The 18,926-nt window shown below is 54.2% G+C and carries 12 protein-coding genes; 3 read left to right on the top strand and 9 right to left on the bottom strand.

The window, feature by feature from the left end; all coding sequences use genetic code 11:
- Positions 1-11: 11 nt before the first annotated feature.
- From C5Y96_RS14630 to C5Y96_RS14640, 3 genes are all read left to right on the top strand, one after another.
- Positions 12-452 carry a hypothetical protein gene (locus C5Y96_RS14630; protein WP_105354677.1) on the top strand — a complete coding sequence of 147 codons (441 nt, stop codon included), beginning with the start codon at positions 12-14 and terminating at the stop codon, positions 450-452.
- Between the two features lie 81 nt (positions 453-533).
- Positions 534-1,316, top strand: a complete 783-nt coding sequence (locus C5Y96_RS14635; protein WP_105354679.1) for a TatD family hydrolase — start codon at positions 534-536, stop codon at positions 1,314-1,316.
- Between the two features lie 103 nt (positions 1,317-1,419).
- Positions 1,420-2,013, top strand: a complete 594-nt coding sequence (locus C5Y96_RS14640) for a thioredoxin family protein (RefSeq protein ID WP_105354681.1) — start codon at positions 1,420-1,422, stop codon at positions 2,011-2,013.
- A 12-nt stretch (positions 2,014-2,025) separates the two neighbouring features.
- Here C5Y96_RS14640 and C5Y96_RS14645 read toward each other — a convergent pair whose 3' ends face one another.
- The 9 genes from C5Y96_RS14645 to flgL all read right to left on the bottom strand — a co-directional run bounded on the left by C5Y96_RS14645 (position 2,026) and on the right by flgL (position 18,861).
- Positions 2,026-3,174, bottom strand: a complete 1,149-nt coding sequence (locus C5Y96_RS14645) for a YbdK family carboxylate-amine ligase (RefSeq protein WP_105354683.1) — start codon at positions 3,172-3,174, stop codon at positions 2,026-2,028.
- A 10-nt stretch (positions 3,175-3,184) separates the two neighbouring features.
- Entirely contained in the window at positions 3,185-4,453 is a 1,269-nt protein-coding gene (locus C5Y96_RS14650) for a M20 family metallopeptidase (RefSeq protein ID WP_105354685.1), read from the bottom strand.
- 112 nt (positions 4,454-4,565) lie between these two features.
- Positions 4,566-5,429: an MqnA/MqnD/SBP family protein gene (locus C5Y96_RS14655; protein ID WP_233198971.1), complete on the bottom strand. Its 864-nt coding sequence runs from the start codon at positions 5,427-5,429 to the stop codon at positions 4,566-4,568.
- A 146-nt stretch (positions 5,430-5,575) separates the two neighbouring features.
- Positions 5,576-6,139 carry a flagellar export chaperone FliS gene (gene fliS, locus C5Y96_RS14660; RefSeq protein ID WP_105354689.1) on the bottom strand — a complete coding sequence of 188 codons (564 nt, stop codon included), beginning with the start codon at positions 6,137-6,139 and terminating at the stop codon, positions 5,576-5,578.
- Positions 6,140-6,241: 102 nt separating this feature from the next.
- Entirely contained in the window at positions 6,242-10,009 is a 3,768-nt protein-coding gene (gene fliD / locus C5Y96_RS14665; protein WP_105354691.1) for a flagellar filament capping protein FliD, read from the bottom strand.
- A 202-nt stretch (positions 10,010-10,211) separates the two neighbouring features.
- On the bottom strand, positions 10,212-13,433 hold the full coding sequence (locus tag C5Y96_RS14670; RefSeq protein ID WP_105354693.1) for a flagellin: 3,222 nt from the start codon (positions 13,431-13,433) through the stop codon (positions 10,212-10,214).
- 694 nt (positions 13,434-14,127) lie between these two features.
- The gene (gene csrA / locus C5Y96_RS14675; RefSeq protein WP_105354695.1) at positions 14,128-14,352 is read right to left on the bottom strand and encodes a carbon storage regulator CsrA; all 225 of its coding nucleotides are present in this window, start codon (positions 14,350-14,352) and stop codon (positions 14,128-14,130) included.
- Between the two features lie 213 nt (positions 14,353-14,565).
- Entirely contained in the window at positions 14,566-15,006 is a 441-nt protein-coding gene (fliW, locus tag C5Y96_RS14680) for a flagellar assembly protein FliW (protein ID WP_158261242.1), read from the bottom strand.
- A gap of 117 nt (positions 15,007-15,123) precedes the next feature.
- Positions 15,124-18,861, bottom strand: a complete 3,738-nt coding sequence (flgL, locus tag C5Y96_RS14685; RefSeq protein ID WP_105354699.1) for a flagellar hook-associated protein FlgL — start codon at positions 18,859-18,861, stop codon at positions 15,124-15,126.
- Between the last annotated feature and the right edge of the window lie 65 nt (positions 18,862-18,926).

An 18,926-nucleotide genomic window follows, 5' to 3' on the forward strand; every position in this document is an offset into this window, starting at 1 on the left:
AACTTCTGCCAATGTTGCCTGCCAGACAATTTGAATTGCTTAACCGAATCGCCGCATTGCATCATCGTTCGCTGCCGACCTATTTGACATATGCTCGGCCTTGGGTCAGTTCCGGCAGCGAATCAAAGGCAGTGATCATCGACGACATCGCGGCCGATCATCACGACTTGGTTCAGCGGACTCTGCGAGTGCTTGAAGCGGATGATCGACCTGTTGCTTTGGGCGACTTTCCGATGGAATATACGGATCTAAATGACTTGTCTCTCGACTTCATATTGCAAGAGCTTACTCACTACGAACGCCGCCTGCTAAAGACGTTGGAAGAGATTGCCTCGTGGATGGATCGAGAGCAGTCGTCGTATTTCCTGGTCAATATGGCGATCGGTATGGCCATGGGGCATCTTGAGAACCTGGCAGAAACGAAGGGTGGTTCTCCGGCAGTGAAAGCGTAACGGCCGTTTCGCAATAGCCGTGACCGCGTTACCATGAACCGTTTCTGATTCGCTGGTCTGAGGCCCTAGAAGAGCATTATCGTGGAATGGTTTGATACGCATGCCCATCTGTTTGATGAAGGGCTACTACCGCAAATCGAGGATGTCCTAGGCCGAGCTCAAGAGGCGGGCGTCGGCACGATCGTGGCGATCGGTACCACGCTGGAAGATAGCCGGACTTGTGTTGAGCTGGCCGAGCGATTTCCGCAGGTCTACGCTTCGGTCGGGATTCATCCCAATCACAGTGCGGAAGCGAACGAGGGGGACCTCGATCAGATTGAACAATTGATTCCTCATCCTAAAGTGGTTGCGATCGGCGAAACTGGCCTCGACCGATACTGGGATTTCGCCCCGATTGAACTTCAAAAGGAATACTTGCAGTGGCATGTTGAAAAATCGCGGGCATACAACAAGCCGCTCGTGATTCACATGCGTGAGTGCGAAGAGGATATCATTGAGTGGTTAGAGGTCTCGAAAGCCGACGGGCCTTTGTCAGGTATCTTGCATTCCTATACCGGAAACGCACAGTTGGCCGAACTAGGTGTCGCGTGCGGAATGCATATTAGTTTTGCAGGCATGTTGACGTTCAAGCGAAACCAGGAACTGCGCGACGTCGCGAAAACGATTCCGGCCGACCGATTGCTCGTGGAGACGGACTGCCCTTATTTGAGTCCCGAGCCATGCCGCAAACAGCGGCCTAACGAGCCGGCACTTGTGGTTCACACGGGAAGATGCCTGGCTAACGAGCTTGGTGTTGATCCGTCAGAGTTGGCACGCATCACAACGGCCAATGCACGGAAACTGTTTGGCATAGCGGAATCTTAATGCCACGGTTGCCGTGTCCCGCAGTTGAGAGTGTCTGCCGCTGCGTTAGAATACGAGAACGACTCAAGACTTTCCGCATCCATTACCCTAGGACAATCATCCGATGGTTAAGACCGCCAGTACAATGCTTCCGCTGGGAACGCCAGCTCCTGATTTTTCTTTGTTGAACGTCGATTCGAAGACGGTCTCGCTGGCTGACTTTGCCGATGCCAAGGCGTTGGTCGTTATCTTCATGTGTAACCACTGTCCTTTTGTGAAGCATCTGGCAGATGCCTTGGCCGATTTCGGTCGCGAGTGCCAGGCCAAGGGAGTGGCGGTCGTGGGGATCAGTTCCAACGACGTTGCCAACTATCCGGACGATTCCCCCGAACAGATGGTCCACGAGGCCGAGAATCGTGGTTACACGTTTCCCTACCTGTACGACGAAGATCAGAGCGTAGCCAGGGCGTACAAAGCTGCTTGCACGCCCGATTTTTATGTCTTCGATGGCGACAAGAAGCTTGCTTATCGTGGTCAGTTCGATGCCAGCCGTCCGGGTAACGACATCGCTGTGACCGGCGATGACCTTCGCAAGGCGGTCGATGCGATCGTCGCTGGAAATGCTGTGCCTGAGCCGCAGATGCCCAGCATTGGTTGCAACATCAAGTGGATTTCCGGCAAGGAACCAGAATACTTTAACCCTGCCGGTACCGCCTAATTGGCGAACGGGTCAAACGGTTGATTCCTCGGAGCCAGCGGCCTTGGATAGTCTTGAACCATCCGTCAGGATGCGGACCATCTCGGCCGCTGATCCTGTTTCTTGTAACAGCTTTCGCTGCTGGGATGCCCAGCTTGGGCGATTGGCAATAGCGTTACAGTATTCAAGCTGCTCGGCACATTGAAGTCGTTTGGCCAGCGGAGTGAGGTTGGTCACCAGGCGTTTGGTCATCTCTGGCACCGTTTCGACATCGAATGTGAACGAATTGACCAGTCGAGCCGAAGTACCGAAGCGAGCCGCACGCCATTTGTTTTGACGGACCATCATCGGGTGGCAATCGTGCTGATAGGCACCTTCGTCGATCTCGCGCGAAAGATAGACGATCAGGCACTGTGTCATCGCCGTCAAGGCGAGAACGTCGTCCAGGCTGCCAGGCATGTCGCAGATACGAACTTCGACTGTTCCGAAATTATGGTGAGGGCGAACGTCCCACCAGATTTCGCGAATCGTATTAATGAAGCCAGTGTCGACCATGTGATTGACGATCCAGACGTACTCGCTCCAGTTCCGCATAAGCGTCGGAATTCCAGCGGTCGGCAGCCCTTCCATAATCTTGCTGCGATGAGACGAGAGGCCGGTATCGCGTCCTTCCCAGTATGGGCTTGAGCTGGAGAGGGACAACAGCAGTGGCAGATACTGCATGATGCGATCGCACAGCATGACTGCTTTGTCTCCTGACTCAACCCCCACATGCACGTGCAAACCTTGGGTGACCAAACGGCGGGCCATCTCCTGCAGAAGCTCCAGAAGGTCTAGGTAGCGCTGATTGGGCGTGACGACCTGATCTTTCCAGAGCGAAAAGGGATGGGTGGCCGCCCACCAAAGCTTTAGGCCGAGTTTGTCCAAGACCGTCTCGATGCGTTTTATCTTGTCAGTTAGGTCCTGCTCTGCTTCGCCGACGGTGTGGCAAATCCCTGTATTGATCTCCAGGCAGCACTGCATCAGTTCGGGCTTGTATTGCCCTTTTTCCTCGTCGGGTAGCTGATCGAGGATGGTCTGAACCGCAGACGACAACTGCATCGTTTGGTTGTCGACCAGACCTAATTCCAACTCAACACCGAGGGTTGGGTAATTATTGGCGCGAAACTCGATTTTCGACATATGGGGCGTCCTAGTCTGAAGTCGAATCGGGGTGAGGCGTCGTCCGAGACTGCAATAGTTGAGTATTGAAGCGTGAGCCAGGCTCGAAGCAGGCAATCAGGCTACGAGCCAGCAGGTTGGCTCCTAGGGGCAAAACACGTTCGTCGATATCGAAACACGTGCTATGCAGCAGTGGCCAATTGCTCGCCCCAGGTGCGGCACAACCGAGTCGAATCATAGCCCCCGGTACATGGTCCAGATAGAACGCGAAGTCCTCACCTCCCATGCTGGCTCGCGGAACTTCGTAAATCGCCGGCATGCCCAATAGCTCGGCGCAGTTTTCTTTAAGCAAGTCGATCACATTGCCATCGTTTCGGACTGCGGGAGTACCCAGGTCGAAGCTGACCGAGATTTCCGTTCGAGTGGCCATCGCGATACCTTCAGCGATGCGATGGATGTGGCGAATCGTCTCGGAGCGTGTCTGAGCTTGCAGTGTCCGCATGGTACCTTGCAGTTCGACCGTTTCCGGAATCACGTTGGCGCTGGTTCCGCCATGGATCTGTCCAAAACTGACCACCACCGCTTCATGTGTCTGCGTAACGCGGGGGAGAGCCAGGTAAAGCGTATTGATAAGCTGTGCGGCGGCGGCAATGGGATCGTTCGCTTCGTAGGGACGTGCTCCATGGCCGCTTGAACCATGGATTGTGATGCGGATCTCTTCACAATTCGCCGTCAACTCTCCCTTGCGAAACCCGACTTTACCAAAGGGAAGGCTTGGCTCCATGTGCGTGGCCAAAATGGCGGAGACATCTTCCAGGGCTCCAGCCTTAATCATCGCCTTGGCACCTACACAAGTTTCCTCGGCAGGCTGAAAGATGAAACGAGCACGGATCGGCCAAGGCAGTTCATCCTTTTTGGCCAATGCTTGAATCGCTTGAGCCGCACCCAACACGAGCGTGGTGTGAGCATCGTGACCACAGGCATGCATCACGCCGTCGACCTGGCTGCAGTAATCAACCTTTTTGCAGTCATGGATCCGAAGGGCATCGATATCGCCGCGCAAGGCAATCACGGTCGACTCTTCGTTTTCAAAGGTGTCGAGGTCCGCGATCACGCCGCGACCGTCTGGTCCCATGCGTACTGATAGGCCCAAATCACCTAGAATTTGGTAGAGAGAAAGGCTGGTCTGAAATTCTTCACCAGACACTTCTGGAAAGCGATGCAGGTTGCGGCGGAATTGAACGAGGTGATCGGTGTTCTGGTCGATCTCCGCACTCAGTCGCGATTGCCAGGCTGTCATGCTGCGGGGCTTTCCTAACAAGTCAGTGAATCTCGGTACTCCAATAATACCATGCAATTGGAGTACCGATCACCATCAATTTGGAAAGGATTTCCGCGCTGACCTTGCTCGATTAGCCGTCTACGAATTCCGGCGTGATCAACTCAGGAATAGCACCGAGTTCGTAGCCTTCCTTCAAGAATCGAGTGACCGATTCACGACCGCGATCACCGAAGTCGATCGTCCAGTCGTTGACGTACATCCCGACGAATTTGTCGGCGAGTTGATTGTCGAGTCCACGACCGAACTGCAAAGCGTAGTCGAGTGCCGGCTGGCGATTCTCCAGGCCGTAGACAATGCTCTCTTTCAGCAGGCGGGTAACTTCGCGGATCGTTTCGTCCCCCAGGTCCTTGCGTATGCCGTTGGCACCTAAAGGAAGTGGAAGTCCGTCGGTGCGATCGTGCCACCAGACACCCAGATCGACGATCAACTGCAAGTCTTGACGCTGGTAGGTGAGCTGCCCTTCGTGAATGATCAGACCCGCATCAACCTGCTTGCCTTGGTACTCACCAGACGCGGTGACTTCGATGATTTCGTCGAAAGGAACGACGACGTGTTCGAATTCCTGGCCGAGGTACATCCGCAATGCAAGGAAGGCCGACGTAAGCGTGCCGGGGACGGCGATCGTCTTGGTCTTCAGTTCATCTTGCGTGTATTTCTGCTTGGCGATGACCATGGGACCGTAGTTGTCCCCCATGCTGGCACCGCACGAACAAATGGCGTATTTGTCATGCAAGTGAGCGTAGGCATGAATGCTGATCGCAGTAAGCTCCAACTCGCCCGAGAAGGCACGGCGATTGAGCGTTTCGATGTCGACCAACTCGTGCTCAAACCGATAGTTGCCGGTATCGATCTTGTCGCAGGCCAAAGCGTAGAACATGAAGGCATCGTCCGGGTCAGGACTGTGTCCTACTCGGATCAGTTTTTTCTCAGCCAAGATACTAGGTCCCTGGTTGGGGTGAAGCAGTGAAAATCAAACCATCCATTGTTGCGTGGATTGGTGTTTTCCATCAACCAGGGAACCGGTGCGATTCTGGCGGGATAACACGCCTTTTTGGGCGTAAGTTGAGCTTACCGACGCGATTAGGCATCAAATGATATGCCACCACCGGAGTTGGGGTAATAGTCCAAATGTCCTTCATACCCATACGAGCTAGGTGGACGCTGCTGGAAGTCCTGGGAATTCACGCTTTCGCCTGCGGTTCCCATCATTTCTTCTGCGTCTGAGGAGGTGATCTCCCGCTGGCTGTCACTTGGGCGTTCGGGGGCCTCTGGCATCTGTCGACAGAGTTCTTCCCAGGTTTCGCGCTCTTCGTTCAGTACATTCAGAACACCATCAAGACGGTTGTATTCGTCTTTGGCGTGCAGGTCGGTCAGTTCCTGAAACAGAAAAAAGTAGATCCCTGCCACATTCTGCATCAATTCGCTGCCGTCGTTCTTGATGCTACAAAGGATCTGAGCGACGATTTCCCGGCAACGCATCAGGCGTTCCCAGGCTTCTTCCTTCTCTTGCTGCTCGCTCAGTTGCTGAGCCTGGTATGCAAAGCGGATTGCTCCGTTGATCATCATCAACTGCAGCTTTTGTGGAGTCGCCGTAAGAACTTCGGTCTCCAGGTAATTTTCCGTCGAGTCGCTAGCAAAGCTCATGGATACCAACTTGGGTCAGTCGAGGATCGAAGAGTCGGGTCTATCGGTAATATCGACCAGCATGCCCGCTGTCTTGCGGAGAAACATTTCCCAATACGGTAATTACCCAGTTGAACCGTCCGGATTAATGTACTGAATCTGACTTAGTGCGGTCTGATTGTTCTGTAATTTGCCGATGGTCAGTTCGAGATTGTAGAACTCTTTGAGTAGGCTTTCTGTCTTGCGTTCCAGTCGCTCAGTCATTGCTTTGATACGATCCGTATTGAGATCGGCACGAGCTTGAAGTGTTTGGGCTCTACTGACCAGCAGCGAGTTGTTTCTGCCGGCGAACTGTTCTGTGAGGTTAAATACTTTATGGGCGAAGCCAGTTGTTTCTCGGGTAAAGAAGGTTTCTACCGCTTTAGGATCTTCTTCAAATGCCGCTTTCAGCTTCGTCGAGTTAAAGCTTAGTTTGCCGGTATCATTGAACTCGAAGCCAAGCTGTTCGAGCGATTGAAACTTGCCGTTGCCAGCCAGACGTGATGTGATCAGGCTGCCGAGTTCGGTATCGATTCGCAGAGCTTCATTCGATCCAAAGAGCACGCCGGTCGAGTTATCTGATTCGTTGAAGAACGTATTCGCGTCGAGCTTATCTCGCAAGGCGTTGTACTGATCGACAAACTCCTGGGCGGCCTTTACAAGCGGTTCATCCGAAACCTGGATGTTCACATTGATGGCCGAATCGGAGGCTCCGTTGACCGTTAGTGAGACTCCCTCTAGCACTTCGCTAAACTTGTTTGTGCTGGACGAAGTCAGGATGCCTGCGGCAGCATTGCTGGTGGATCCGAACAGTAGTAAAGCGTCCTGGGCTTCGACAATCTCATCAAATCGGAATTGCGACTGGCTCGAGTCGATCACGACTCGCCCTTTACTGCCGGAAATCGTGCTCGTCAGCGACAAGCGTACCGGGTTTGTGCCTGAGCCTGTGTTGAGCGAACTGGCCGACAGCCCGATGTTGGCATCATTGATCTTATCGATAAGATCCTGCAACGTTTCCCCGGCTTCGATGTCGATGGTCGTGACTTCAGAGCCTTCAATGACAGTACGGGTAATACCGTCGACTTCTTTCTCGACGCCGGTGCCAAGCAGGCCGAGACTTGCCGCGGTATTAATAGAGCTGCCTTCGGTGACAGTTAACTTGCCCGATCCCGAGCTCTTATCGATCAGGACGATTCCGTCACCGCGGTCGTTAATCCGAGCTTCGACATCCAGTTCGAGTTGCGAGTTGATCGTGTCGATCAAGTCACCGACTGTCTCGAACGATTCGTCGGTTAGATCGAATAGCCGAGTGTTGCCGGCACTGTTCTTGATAAGAAACTTGCCACGCTCGATACCTTGACCACCCTTGAGATCATCGAGCTTAGTATTCTCATTGACAAATTGACGCCCAAGGTTACCAGAGTTTACGGTCAGGCTCGTCGAGTCGTGCGTGATATTGAGCAGATCCGCACTGTTGGTTCCATCGGCATTAGCGATGATGAAGTTGCTGCTGAAGGAACCACTGGCATCAATGAGCGAGATGCCTGTGCCAGATGCGTTTACCTTGGCGCTAATGGCCAAGCCAGAAGCATTGATCAGTTCGATAACATCTTCGACGGTTTCAGCCGACGACAAGTCCACATCTGCCGAACTGCCACTGCGATCTGTGAGCGAAATGGTACCTAGCGTGCCCAGGCCTTGCCCACCATTGAGCGACGTTAGCAGTGTTGTTTTCAGTCCTGCTTGAAGCCTGCGACTGGTAAGCGTGCCACCGGACGCTGTGCCGGTTAGCCCCAGATCCTCGGCGGCGGAACTGTTGTTGATACTGCTGACCGTAAAAGTCCCACCATTGTAGGCCGTTAGGTCGATAAACTCGATGCTGTCGCCGTCGTCACTGATTTGGGCGCGTAGCTTGGTCGGATCGATTTTATTGATGGTGTCGATCAATTCGCCGAGGGTTTGGGGCTCCGATGCTTCGCTGGCTTCCCCTTTGTCCGTGGTCGCTTCAATGGAAGCATCAATGATTCGGTCGCCTGTCGCACTGGTTGGCTTGGAGGCGGTGAAAACCGCTTTAAAAGACGTATTGCCATTGAGTGCATTTATGACATCGTTGGCGGTCGTCTCGCCTTCTGCGATACGTACGGTGATTGTCTTTGCTTCGGCATCAAGCTCGACGACTTCATTTCCCTTCGTGACCGAACCATCGGCTACGTACGAGATTTGGTAGCCATCGGAGTTGGCTCCTTTCACCTTGGCCTTGAAGTTGACTTGGCCGTTGGAGGCATCATCCGGCGTGGTTGCCGAAGATTGCAAAGCGCCCCCAGAGGTGACTGCGGTATCCGTAACATCGACCAGGCCGCTCCCGTCACTGCCAGACCCGTCTGAAGCGGTGAACAGGGCACTCGCGGTTGGATCGTTGTTGATGGCATCGATGACATTCGTCCCTGTGGAATTGCCGGCATCGATCCGAATTGTGAGTGTCTTGTTGTTCGGGTCAGAGTCGTCGTAGGTAACCGTTTCAGCCCCGGCAGTAACGCCAGCGTCATCGACGAAGATGATCGTTACGTCATCGAATGCTCCGCCAGTTCCGGTAGCCGTCAAGGCTATCGCCGCATTCGGATCGACCGATGTGGTTGTCGCGGCGGCGGTGCCAGTGGTGGCCGCAGTGGTGACTGAATCTTTGTTGGGATCGATAATCCCGTTGCCAAGTCCGTTGTTGACGGTTTCAGCGGTAAAGTACTGGCTGGCCGTTGGGTCGTTCTCGAGCGCCAAAATGATATCGGCGGCCGTTGTTTTGCCGGCGTCGATCTGAAACGTCAGAGTCTTCGCGTTGCCGTCGAAGACAACCGTTTCGTTCCCTCGAGTGACCGAGCCATTGTCTTGGAAAATAATTTGAACGCCGTCGTATGCACTGCCGTTCTGGACGGATGCAAAGCTAAGCCGGGCATCCCCAGATTTGGTCGTGGCTGTGGCGAAATCCTCAGGAGCGGCTGAATTGCCGAGATCAATTTCCAGTGAGGAGCCGTCACGTAATGACACGGCAAGATCTGCTGCGCCGCGGTTAACACTGATTCCATTGCCATCATTGAGTGACGATAACAGCGTATTGGCATGCAAGCTCAGTAGATCGGCACCAGTTGCGGAATTCGATGCCGTGTTGATTCCATCCAGACCCAGGTCGGCAGCGGTACTGCTACTTCCAACGGACTGAACAATGAGATTCGAGGCTATCGAACCAGAGTTGTCCGTCAGCTTGATTCGATCGCCATCAACCGTCGCGGTAACCTGAATGTCGTCATTGTTATTGATCGCATCCAGGACGTCGTCGATCGTCTGAGCGTAACTCAAGTCGACGGCGGCACTACTTCCGCTGCGGTCTGTGATGCGAATCTTCCCACGCTGTACCCCTTGGCCGCCATTGAGTTGATCGAGAGAGATTCCGTCATCGAGCTTCGGACCGTGACTGATCTGGATCTTTCCGGCCGTTAACGGCTGAGTGAGGGAAGATACGCCCGAGCTGAGCAGTTGCTGTGATTGCGCCGTGCGAATGGGAGTAAACTGATAGTTACCCGCTTTGGGCGATCCGGTTACGGTGGCCGAGAGAAATGTCGTGTTGCTACTGGTAGCCTTGGAAGTATTGAAAAGGGAGGCCTTCTCGAACTTCTTGGCGGTGAACTGAAAGCTCAGAACACTGGCTGTAAGCTCCGCAATTGCTTTTGCTTCGCTGTTGATGGCCTCGGTGCGGGTGACCAGCAAATCTCGAGGCTGGGCTTCGAGCGCAATCAGCTGCTTGACCGTTTCCGTAATCGGAATGCCGGTGATGAGACCAGTATTGGCTTGAATGCCTGCCATTAGCTTCGTGTCGCGTGGGTGAGCCGTCGCTCACGCAATAGTTCCGCAGAAATCTAGCTCGCGCTATTCTTCTTTATCGACTATATGCGACCACATGCTGGAGGAATTTTCCGATTAGGTAATTTTGATCGATAGGGCTTTCAACGAAAAACGCCCGACCAAATGGCCGGGCGTTTTCCTGATATGAGAACTAAGTTGCTTCTTAACGGAGCAGACTCAGAACGTTTTGTGGGTTCTGGTTGGCGATACCCAACACCGAGGTACCCGACTGGACCAGAATCTGCGACCGGGTCAGCTTAGCCGATTCAGCAGCGAAGTCTGCATCACGGATCGAGCTTTCAGCTTCGGTCAGGTTGGCCAGCGTGTCGTTCAAGGTGTAGATGTTCGATTCCAGAGTCGTTTTCTGGAATGCACCCAAGCGACCGCGAAGCTGGGTAACAACCGTAATCGTTTCGTCAACGATCTTGGCAGCACCACCGACGTCGGAGGTCAGGCTCTTTGAGCCACCGGAACGCAACTCGAACAGACGGCCGCTGACACCACCCAGGGTTGCCGTGCTGACGCTCTGGATACCAAGGCGAGCCTGCTGGTTGCTGACCACGTCTGGACCCAGTTGGAACAAGGCACCACCACCCGAGATCTTGAAGCTCAACTTCGAGCTGTCACCAACCGAAGCACTCAACGAGAAGCTCAGGTCGAGCGACGAGGTGTTGATCGAGGCCTTCAGACCGTCACCCACGGCTTGGATACCGTTGATGCGGACGTCGACGTCGGTACCTTCCGAACGGTCGGCAGCAGCACCGGTCCCGTTGGTCAGGTGGAACGTTCCGCTTAGAGCTTTCACGCTCACGAAGCTGTCCGAACCATAACGAGTTGCCTGGAACGTCAGACCGGTGTTTTCCAGGTCCGAGTTGCCTTGCAGGGCAGCACCTTGGACGCTTCCACCGTCAACAACACCACCTTCGAGCTTACCCGTGTCGTCGGTCGTGACAACACCGGCACCAGTACCACCGGCAGATGCCGAGAACAAGGCTGCGATGTCAGCATCGTAGTTGCCGTCGGCCGAGTCGAAGATGTCTTCGATGTCGGCGGCGGTCGTAACGCCTTCTTCGATGTAGAAGGTCAGCGTCTTCGAGGCTGCGTCGTATTCAGCACGCTCATCGGTACCGGCAGTCACCGAACCGTCTGCAACGAACTGAATCGTGACGTCGTCGTAATCTGCGCCGCTGTTGATAGCGGTGAACGTCAGCTGAGCATTTTCACCGTTAACAGCGAAAGTAGTGCCCGTTGCCTGAGCATCTTCCAGATCGGTGCCGCTCGTTGAGAAGGAGATGTCTTCCGACGTGACGGCCAACACACCCGAGCCATCGCTGCCACCAGCGTTGGTGACGCTGATTCCGCGAGCGGACAGGTAGGCAGCAGCATCGGCGGCTTCGGTCGAGTCACTGATGAATTGGCTAGGGTCATCGAAGAACGCGATCAGGTCGTCCGCGGTCGTCGTGATGATACCGTTTTCATCGGTGGCCAGATTGATGATCAGTGTGCCTTCCGATTCAACGCCACCTGCCGTATCAACTGAAGCTGGATAGTTGGCGATTGTGATAACGCCAGAACCATCGCTGGAACCAAAGTTATCGGCACCGAAGTAGTCGCTGACGTAGGTGTCGTTGTTGATCGCGTCAACAGCGTCCTGGGCAGTCGAGGTAGCATCGTTGATATAGATCTTCAGGGTCTTGTTTTCTTTGTCGAGAATGACGTATTCATCGCCATTACCGGCTAGGTCGGTGTCGTCGACAAACGAAATCGTGTAGTCGTCGTAATCACTGCCTTTAAGCTTGGCCGAGACAGTAAACGTTGCATTTGCATCGTCACTCTGCAGCGTGGCTGACGAAAGTCCTTCAACACGAGGATCGGTCGTCGTATCGATGCTGAGTTCCGTGCCTGGATTCGAGACGAACCGAATGTTCGGATTCGATTGCGGAGCCAGGAACTGTAACGCATTGTTCTGTTCAGCAACACCGTGGTAAGCGACGTCCGTGAATTCAGAGACGATACCGTAGCCGTTGTTGCCAGCTTCCAGAGAAGCGGTGACCTTGTCGTTGCCGGCAGCAGCGTTGATCGCTGCAACAACGTCGTTGGCTGTGGCAATGACGTCGCCACCGTCAACACCACCGGCGAACGTACCAGCAGCACCGGCCGAAGCAACAGCACCAGCACCCGTACCACCGGTTGTTTCGACCAGAGCGGCCGTGAACAACTCAGCAACTTGATCATTGACGGCAGTGTTGTTGATAGCGGTAACCAACTGAGCGGCGGTCGAGGTAGCTGCCTTGTGGATGGTCAGCGTACCGGCGTCGGCGTCAAAGTCGACCGTTTCAGCACCAGCGGCACCGTCATTGGCGAAGACGACGGAAACACCATTGAAGTCAGCACCCTTGATATTGGCTGTGATGGTGAAGTCGTTGTCTGTACCAGCATCGTCGACGGTAACGGTCGCAGCTTCGTAATCACGAACACCGAGCGAAACTTCGATCTGTGCAGGATCTTCACCAACTGGAGCGGTGTAGGTTGCGCTGGTCGTGCTTGTGGTGCCCTTTGTGTACTTAATGCGAACGTCACCAGGATCGAAACCGGCTTCGTTAGCGGTGATCAGGACGTCGTTGTTCTCGCCGTAGCTCGAAGCGACCAGCGTGCCCTTGGTGGCAGCCGTTTCGACGATGGCTTCCACGCCGGTGGCGTCCGAAACCAGGTTGACGGCCGAAGCGACCTCTTCGATGGTCGAACCCTTGGCGAAGTTGAATGCTTCAGTACCGTTGCCGCCGCCGATTTGCAGCACGAGATCTTCAGCGATGGCACCGAAGTTGTAGTTCAATTGACCGCGGGTCGCTTGCTTGACGACGTTGACCGAGACGCCGATTTCGCTGAACGAGCCGAAGTTGGCCTGGTCGACGCGGAGGCCTTCGATCGACTTCGTATCCACACCGTTGGTGATGAAGTCGAGGTTGCCGTCCAGCAGTCGCTTGCCTTGGAACGAAGTGATTTGTGCGATACGGTCGATGGCTTCCAGCGACGAGTCGATCTGCAGCTGATTCGCAGCGATCTGCTCTTCGCTCAATGCACCCGTATTAGCGGCTTCCGAAGTCAAGCCACGGATGTCATTGAGAAGCTGGCTAACCTGACCAAGTGCGCTGTCGGCCGTAGCGATCAGCTGATTGGCACGTTCACTGTTCGTGATGGCCTTTTCGACGCTGATGATATCGCTGCGGAGACCTTCGCTGGCGATCAAACCAGCCGGATCGTCTTTACCACGGTTGATCCGGAGACCGGTACTCAAACGACCCAGTGCGGTTTGCAAGTCGTTGTTAGAACGCGATAACGTGTTCTGAGCGATGAGTGAGCTGACGTTAGTATTGATTCGGGTCATTGTGAGACACCCCTCCTAGTTGAGGACTACGTTTGGTTCCAACCGAGACGGGGAGTCGTGACTCAGCTGGTGAAGCTGCAAAACGCAGCCCCGAAATATTGGGAACGAACGATTGTCAATCTCGAGTTTTGGCCACGGTTTCTTTCTACGAACGTCGTAGCCAGTTTGGGCCTGCCCCCGTTTAACGCCCCTTATCCGAGCTAGCTACGTGGTCGGCGCAGCTTCCGCGAGGATTCTGAAACGTCTAAATGGGAAGATCGTCACACTTTGACACTAGCTTGAGATAAAGACATTCTTTTTCGTTGACGTCTGACTCGACCGAAGTTGTTTCCCTGCTTCATTCCGCATCGTTAGACCAGGCGTTACGACCGCACCACCCAATGGTTGAATTGCGTAAGGGAAACGATTGGCATTTAGCCAATCACCGGTACGAAAGTGCCCTGTTTTGCGAATCATTAGCAGAGACCAGAGGGGTGACCGATCGATAGGAATACCTATGGAACGGCAACGCCCTATGCAGGGAATTTTTTCCCTGGAAATCCGCTGGGAGAGGAATCTAGATCGGTGCCTGTCTGCGGCTTGCCGAAGATTCATACAGCGCAACGAGGGTTTCGCTGTGCGGAGTTGCGCAAAGGGAGAAAGACTTGGAGGTCGTCTGGCTGATGGATAGACGACCTCCGTCTCAAGACCGCAATTATTTGCGGCCCTTCTTCATCATAGCGGTGTCTTCAGGCTGCATGCCGGAGGCCTGCATGTTTTCTCGCTTGATTGCCTCGTAGACCTCCTGGCGATGCACAGGAATGTCTTGCGGGGCAGCGATGCCCAGGCGAACTTTATCCCCACGAATATCCACAATCGTGATGACAATATTGTCGCCGATCATGATGCTTTCGTCACGGTGCCTCGAGAGTACCAGCATCTCTGGCTCCTTCCTACTTTTATTTCAATCAGGGTATTGGGCATTTGGTGCTTGTAAGATTCCGTCCAGCCCCGAATGACTGCGTGCTTGCAGTCGCTCGCCAGCAATGATAGCAGTGCATTGCTATGACTCGACGTGTTGAGTATCGGACACCTAGAGAGACGGATTCACTTTTCAATCCGTGGATACTATTCTGACGGCAAGTCCGGATGTTCAAGCGCTGCGACGCAAAGGGATTGTTTCAGTCGCAATGACGTGCCGCAGTGGTTGTTCATCGGTGGTGATCACCTGACGGCCTACCTGGAGCGAGAGATTTACCAGCAGAGGAGCCCGGAGATTGACGGTAACTAGTCCGTCTTCGCGACTTACGACGACCAGCACAAAGGTCTCCATGCCGGCGTCGATTTGCAGCGAACTGGCTTGTTCCGGGCTGATTCGCACCTTGTAGGAAGGAATGTATCGCCGAGGGCTAACGACTGCGAACGCGAGTCCTGGATCTTCCAAAGACTGCAGCCAGCCGACCGAATCGTTGGAATCATCCGCCAGAATGGCCCATTTCGTATGACCGTCGAAACCGATCATGCCGTTTGGGAAGGTGATGATTTCATCTTGGCGAATATCGAGCTGGCCGAAGCGAGTGGTTTTAAATTCCATAGCCCCTGGCGTCCTTACGCAATCATGTCGGCAAATTAGTTGTGGACGCGAAGATAACGCCCTATTCTCTCTATCGACCGAATGGCCGGAGGAATCCATAGAATCGTCAAAGTCGGACTAGATAAAATCCAATAAGGTTAATTGGAATAGCTGCCCCGTCATTTGCAGCGAGGCCTGGAATGAGGCCTGTTTGGCTGTCATTTCCGAAATGGCCTGGACGATATCGACGTCAATTTCCAACGATAGGTTCGTTTTTAGTTCGAGGATCTCATCTTCACCACGAGCTTTGAGCACGTCGACGTGCTGATCTCGTGCTCCGAGCTCACCACGGGTGAAGCTGAGCCGGTCAATATCTTCTGCCAGCAGGCCGGCAATGCGCGAGACCTCCTGAACGTTTTTGGAAGCGATGGCATCCTTGAGTCGCAATAGCGAGTTGAAGATCCCCTTGGTTTCCTGTGGATTGACGTTGCGACCTTGAAGCACCTCCGGACTACCGCCTGCCGTCGTTCCGACGGTTCCTGTCGCGTTGATAATTCCATTGCCAGAGTTAGTCAGGTCACTGGCGAAGTTCAACTTCGCATCGAAATCCCCTTGCTGGTCAATCGCGGCAATTACTTGGTTGGCCGTCGTCACGCCTGCTTCGATTTGAACGGTGAGCGTTTTGGTTGCCGAATTAAAGACGGCGCTGGGGACTCCACCTGATAAAGAGTCTTCAAAGACAATTCGCACGTCGTTCATCCGCGTGCCCGGGTATTTCGCAACCAGGGAGAACGCGGTGTTCAGGTTATTTGGTGAAGAAAAGGAGATCTCGGCCGTCGCTGCCGCTGAATCCGCAACCGGTGTTCCACCGTTAGTCGTCGCGAGGACACCAGTTTGCGAAACCAGGCCGGTTCCTGCGTTGGTGGCGTCTTCGGTTGCGTAAAGCTCCGCTGCAAATGTACCTTCCGCTTGAATTGCGGCAATAACGGTATTTGCCGAGGTCAATGTCGGGTCGACATCGATCGTTAGTTTCTGCGTAGCGGGATCGAATGAGACAAGGGCCTCGTTACCACTGGCGGCACTGTTGACGATCTCGATTTGAATGTTGTTGTAGCTGGTGCCGGGATTTTGAGCCGTCAGCTTAAATGCGTTGTTGACGTTATCTGGTTCGGCGAATTTGACAATCGCCGTGGCCGGCGAAGCATCGGGCGAATCCGAAACGGTTGCTTCCGTTTGACCGGGGGGAATCAGGCCAAGGTCGACGCCTGCGTGACTAAGCACCCCTTGGGATACGGTGAGGCGACCAAAGCCAGGCGGGTTATCGTCGATCAATTCGATGCCATTACCGAATTCCGACAATCGCGCCACGACTGCATTGGGACCATCCAAGTTATTGGGATGGTTGTTGATCAGGTTTAGCACATCCCCGATGGTCTTGGCCGTTGAAAGCTCGATATTGAGTTCGACACCGTCGTTACGAGTAATCGTCAAATCCGTTCCATCGGTGCCGGCGACACCGCGACCGAAGTTCAGTTCCGAGAGTCGTGTTTCCGTGGTGAAGCTTCGCAGGCCTAACTGGGTAGCCGTTTGGCCCCCATTTTCCCCGATGGAAAAGTCTCCGCCGCTGACGGTTGAGCGAACGTTGATGCCGTTGCCGTTTGAATTGATCTCAGCAACAAGTCCAGCGTCACTTCTATTGAAGACGTTAAGTAGATCTTCAACCGTTTCCACTTCACTAAAGTCGAGCGTCGTGATAACAGAGCCATTCTGGATCTGGATGCCAGAATCGCGGTCGAATGTTGTGCCCGATCCGCCGGACGTTTCGCCAATGACGGATGTGCTAACCGTACCGCTCGCTGTTAAAAACTCGGCCGTGGTATCTTTGGGATCGATGCTGGCAGTGAAGTCCGCGGAGAACGTGACGCTGTTGTTCAGTGCTCGGATGAGATCGTCTGCGGTCGTCGTTCCCGAGGCAACCTGGACGAAATAGGTATCGATGTCACCCCCGGTATTGCCAGTGTTGCCGATCGTGCCGGCACTGGCCACATTGACTGAAGCAGCCAGATTGAACGATTCGCCGTTTCCATTATCGCTGGTGACCGAGAACGTACCTTCGGCGGCAATTGCATTGATGATCGATTGAACGGTTGTTTCGTTATCGTCATCAATCTGAATGGTCAAACGGCGGGTGGTGCCATCGTCCGAATAGCTCGCGATGGCGGCGTCTCCCAGGTTACTGGACGCGTCGATCACGATTTCGACATTATTGAATAGGTCACCTGCTTGGTTGGCGATCAGGGTCAGGTCGTTGCTGCCACCCACCAACGGTAGCGAGGCTCTGGCTTTCACCGCTTGGCTGGTGACCAGAGCGGTGGACGTGTGCCCATCGTTCGTCGCGGCTACGGCACCGGCCGGGTTGAACCCTTCACCAGTATTCGCTTTGCCGACGGCGAACCGTCCGTCAACGGCAAATGCGTTTATTAATGTCTGGAGACTTGTCTCGTCGCTGTCGTCGACCTGGACCGTAATGGTCGGGACACCATCAACCAGCGTTGTCGGCCCAATGACGGCCGTGTCGCCGATGTCGCTGGAGGCATCTATGATGATCTGCACACCATCTAGACTTCCATCGGTAGAATTCGCGGTGAGCAGTAAGTCGTTGTCAGCTCCGTCGAGGTTCAACGTCGCCTGGGGACGCAGTAGGTCGGAACCCTTAGTAACGATTTCATTACCCCGGGTGATACCGGTACCTGCTTTCAGTAGGTTATCGTCGACTAGCTGAATTTTCGTGCCATTGAGCGATTCGCCGTTGGAGTTGGCCTTAATGAGGATGTCGTTGTTCGCTCCTGGGTATTCGATGATTGCATTCGACTTGGTTCCCAGCAGATTTGCGACCTTCGTGGTCAAGGTAACCCGCGGGTTCAAGTCGGCCCCAACGATTGGGTTGGTAAGATTGCCATCGGTCTTGAGAATCCCCAGTTGAGCTGCGACACGGCTGCCACCTAGTTCGCGGATGGTGAGGTTGCCGCCACCTGCATCGTCGATGTCGACGATCAGACCGGTGTCGCTGATGCGTGCCGTTACCTTGCGGCCGGCTGGTGGGTTCGCCTCGATCAGGCGAACGACGTCATTGAGCGTATTGGCTCGGCTAATATCGATGGTGACAGGCGGAGAGATACCATCGGAAATCTGGAAACTCCCCTTTTGGATCCCCTTCCCTCCCCGCAGATCAGCAAGCTTTGTTGAACCACTCACGATGGGATTCAGATCCCCAATCCCTTTGACCTGCTCGCTGATCGCACCAAATGCATCGTGTCCATTGACGGTTGTATCGAAAAGCAAATCGATATCAGCAAAGCTTTGCAGGCCGGTCGTATTGCCCAGGTACTGAATCAGACCGTTATCAAGCGTCTGAAACGGCTTGGTCGTCGTATTCGAGCCTGCGAACAGATAGCGTCCACGAAACTGCTGATTGGCCAGGTCCATCATCTGTTGAATGGCTCGCTCAACTTGCTCTCCTGCAGCGGCGAGTTCGGTATCGGAGAAGGTTGTATCCGCAAGCCGAACGGCCAGCCCTTTTACATCGTTCAGTGTCGTTTGGACGTTGGCCAGTGCTACGTCGGTGGCTGAGAGGTAGGACTGACTGGTAATCAGGTTCGTTTGGATCTGCGTTTTTTGTTCCAACAGCGACTGCAGCGTCACGCCACGGATAGCGGCTGGCGCGTCATCACTCAGAGAAAGCACGCGACGTCCGGTACTTAGCTGCGTTTGCAATCGCAGCAAGTCAAGCTGGTCCGCTGACATTTGATTGGTGAGACGCTGCGACAGTAGGTAGTCGCTCGTTCGACCTGTGGGAACCGGGATAATACGTGTCATGAATATGTTTCCGTCGCCGTGAGGCTGAGCCGTTGCTCATTTGTAAGGACTCTCAGGCTGGGCCC

Origin of the sequence: Blastopirellula marina (assembly GCF_002967715.1) — a bacterium.
Lineage (GTDB): Bacteria > Planctomycetota > Planctomycetia > Pirellulales > Pirellulaceae > Bremerella > Bremerella marina_B.

Bases quoted from the DNA above. Each gene is read 5' to 3' on its own strand.
- flgL (WP_105354699.1), bottom strand. From the start codon at position 18,861: ATGACACGTATTATCCCGGTTCCCACAGGTCGAACGAGCGACTACCTA.
- fliD (WP_105354691.1), bottom strand. From the start codon at position 10,009: ATGGCAGGCATTCAAGCCAATACTGGTCTCATCACCGGCATTCCGATT.
- fliW (WP_158261242.1), bottom strand. From the start codon at position 15,006: ATGGAATTTAAAACCACTCGCTTCGGCCAGCTCGATATTCGCCAAGAT.
- C5Y96_RS14670 (WP_105354693.1), bottom strand. From the start codon at position 13,433: ATGACCCGAATCAATACTAACGTCAGCTCACTCATCGCTCAGAACACG.
- C5Y96_RS14645 (WP_105354683.1), bottom strand. From the start codon at position 3,174: ATGTCGAAAATCGAGTTTCGCGCCAATAATTACCCAACCCTCGGTGTT.
- C5Y96_RS14650 (WP_105354685.1), bottom strand. From the start codon at position 4,453: ATGACAGCCTGGCAATCGCGACTGAGTGCGGAGATCGACCAGAACACC.
- fliS (WP_105354689.1), bottom strand. From the start codon at position 6,139: ATGAGCTTTGCTAGCGACTCGACGGAAAATTACCTGGAGACCGAAGTT.
- C5Y96_RS14640 (WP_105354681.1), top strand. From the start codon at position 1,420: ATGGTTAAGACCGCCAGTACAATGCTTCCGCTGGGAACGCCAGCTCCT.
- C5Y96_RS14630 (WP_105354677.1), top strand. From the start codon at position 12: ATGTTGCCTGCCAGACAATTTGAATTGCTTAACCGAATCGCCGCATTG.
- csrA (WP_105354695.1), bottom strand. From the start codon at position 14,352: ATGCTGGTACTCTCGAGGCACCGTGACGAAAGCATCATGATCGGCGAC.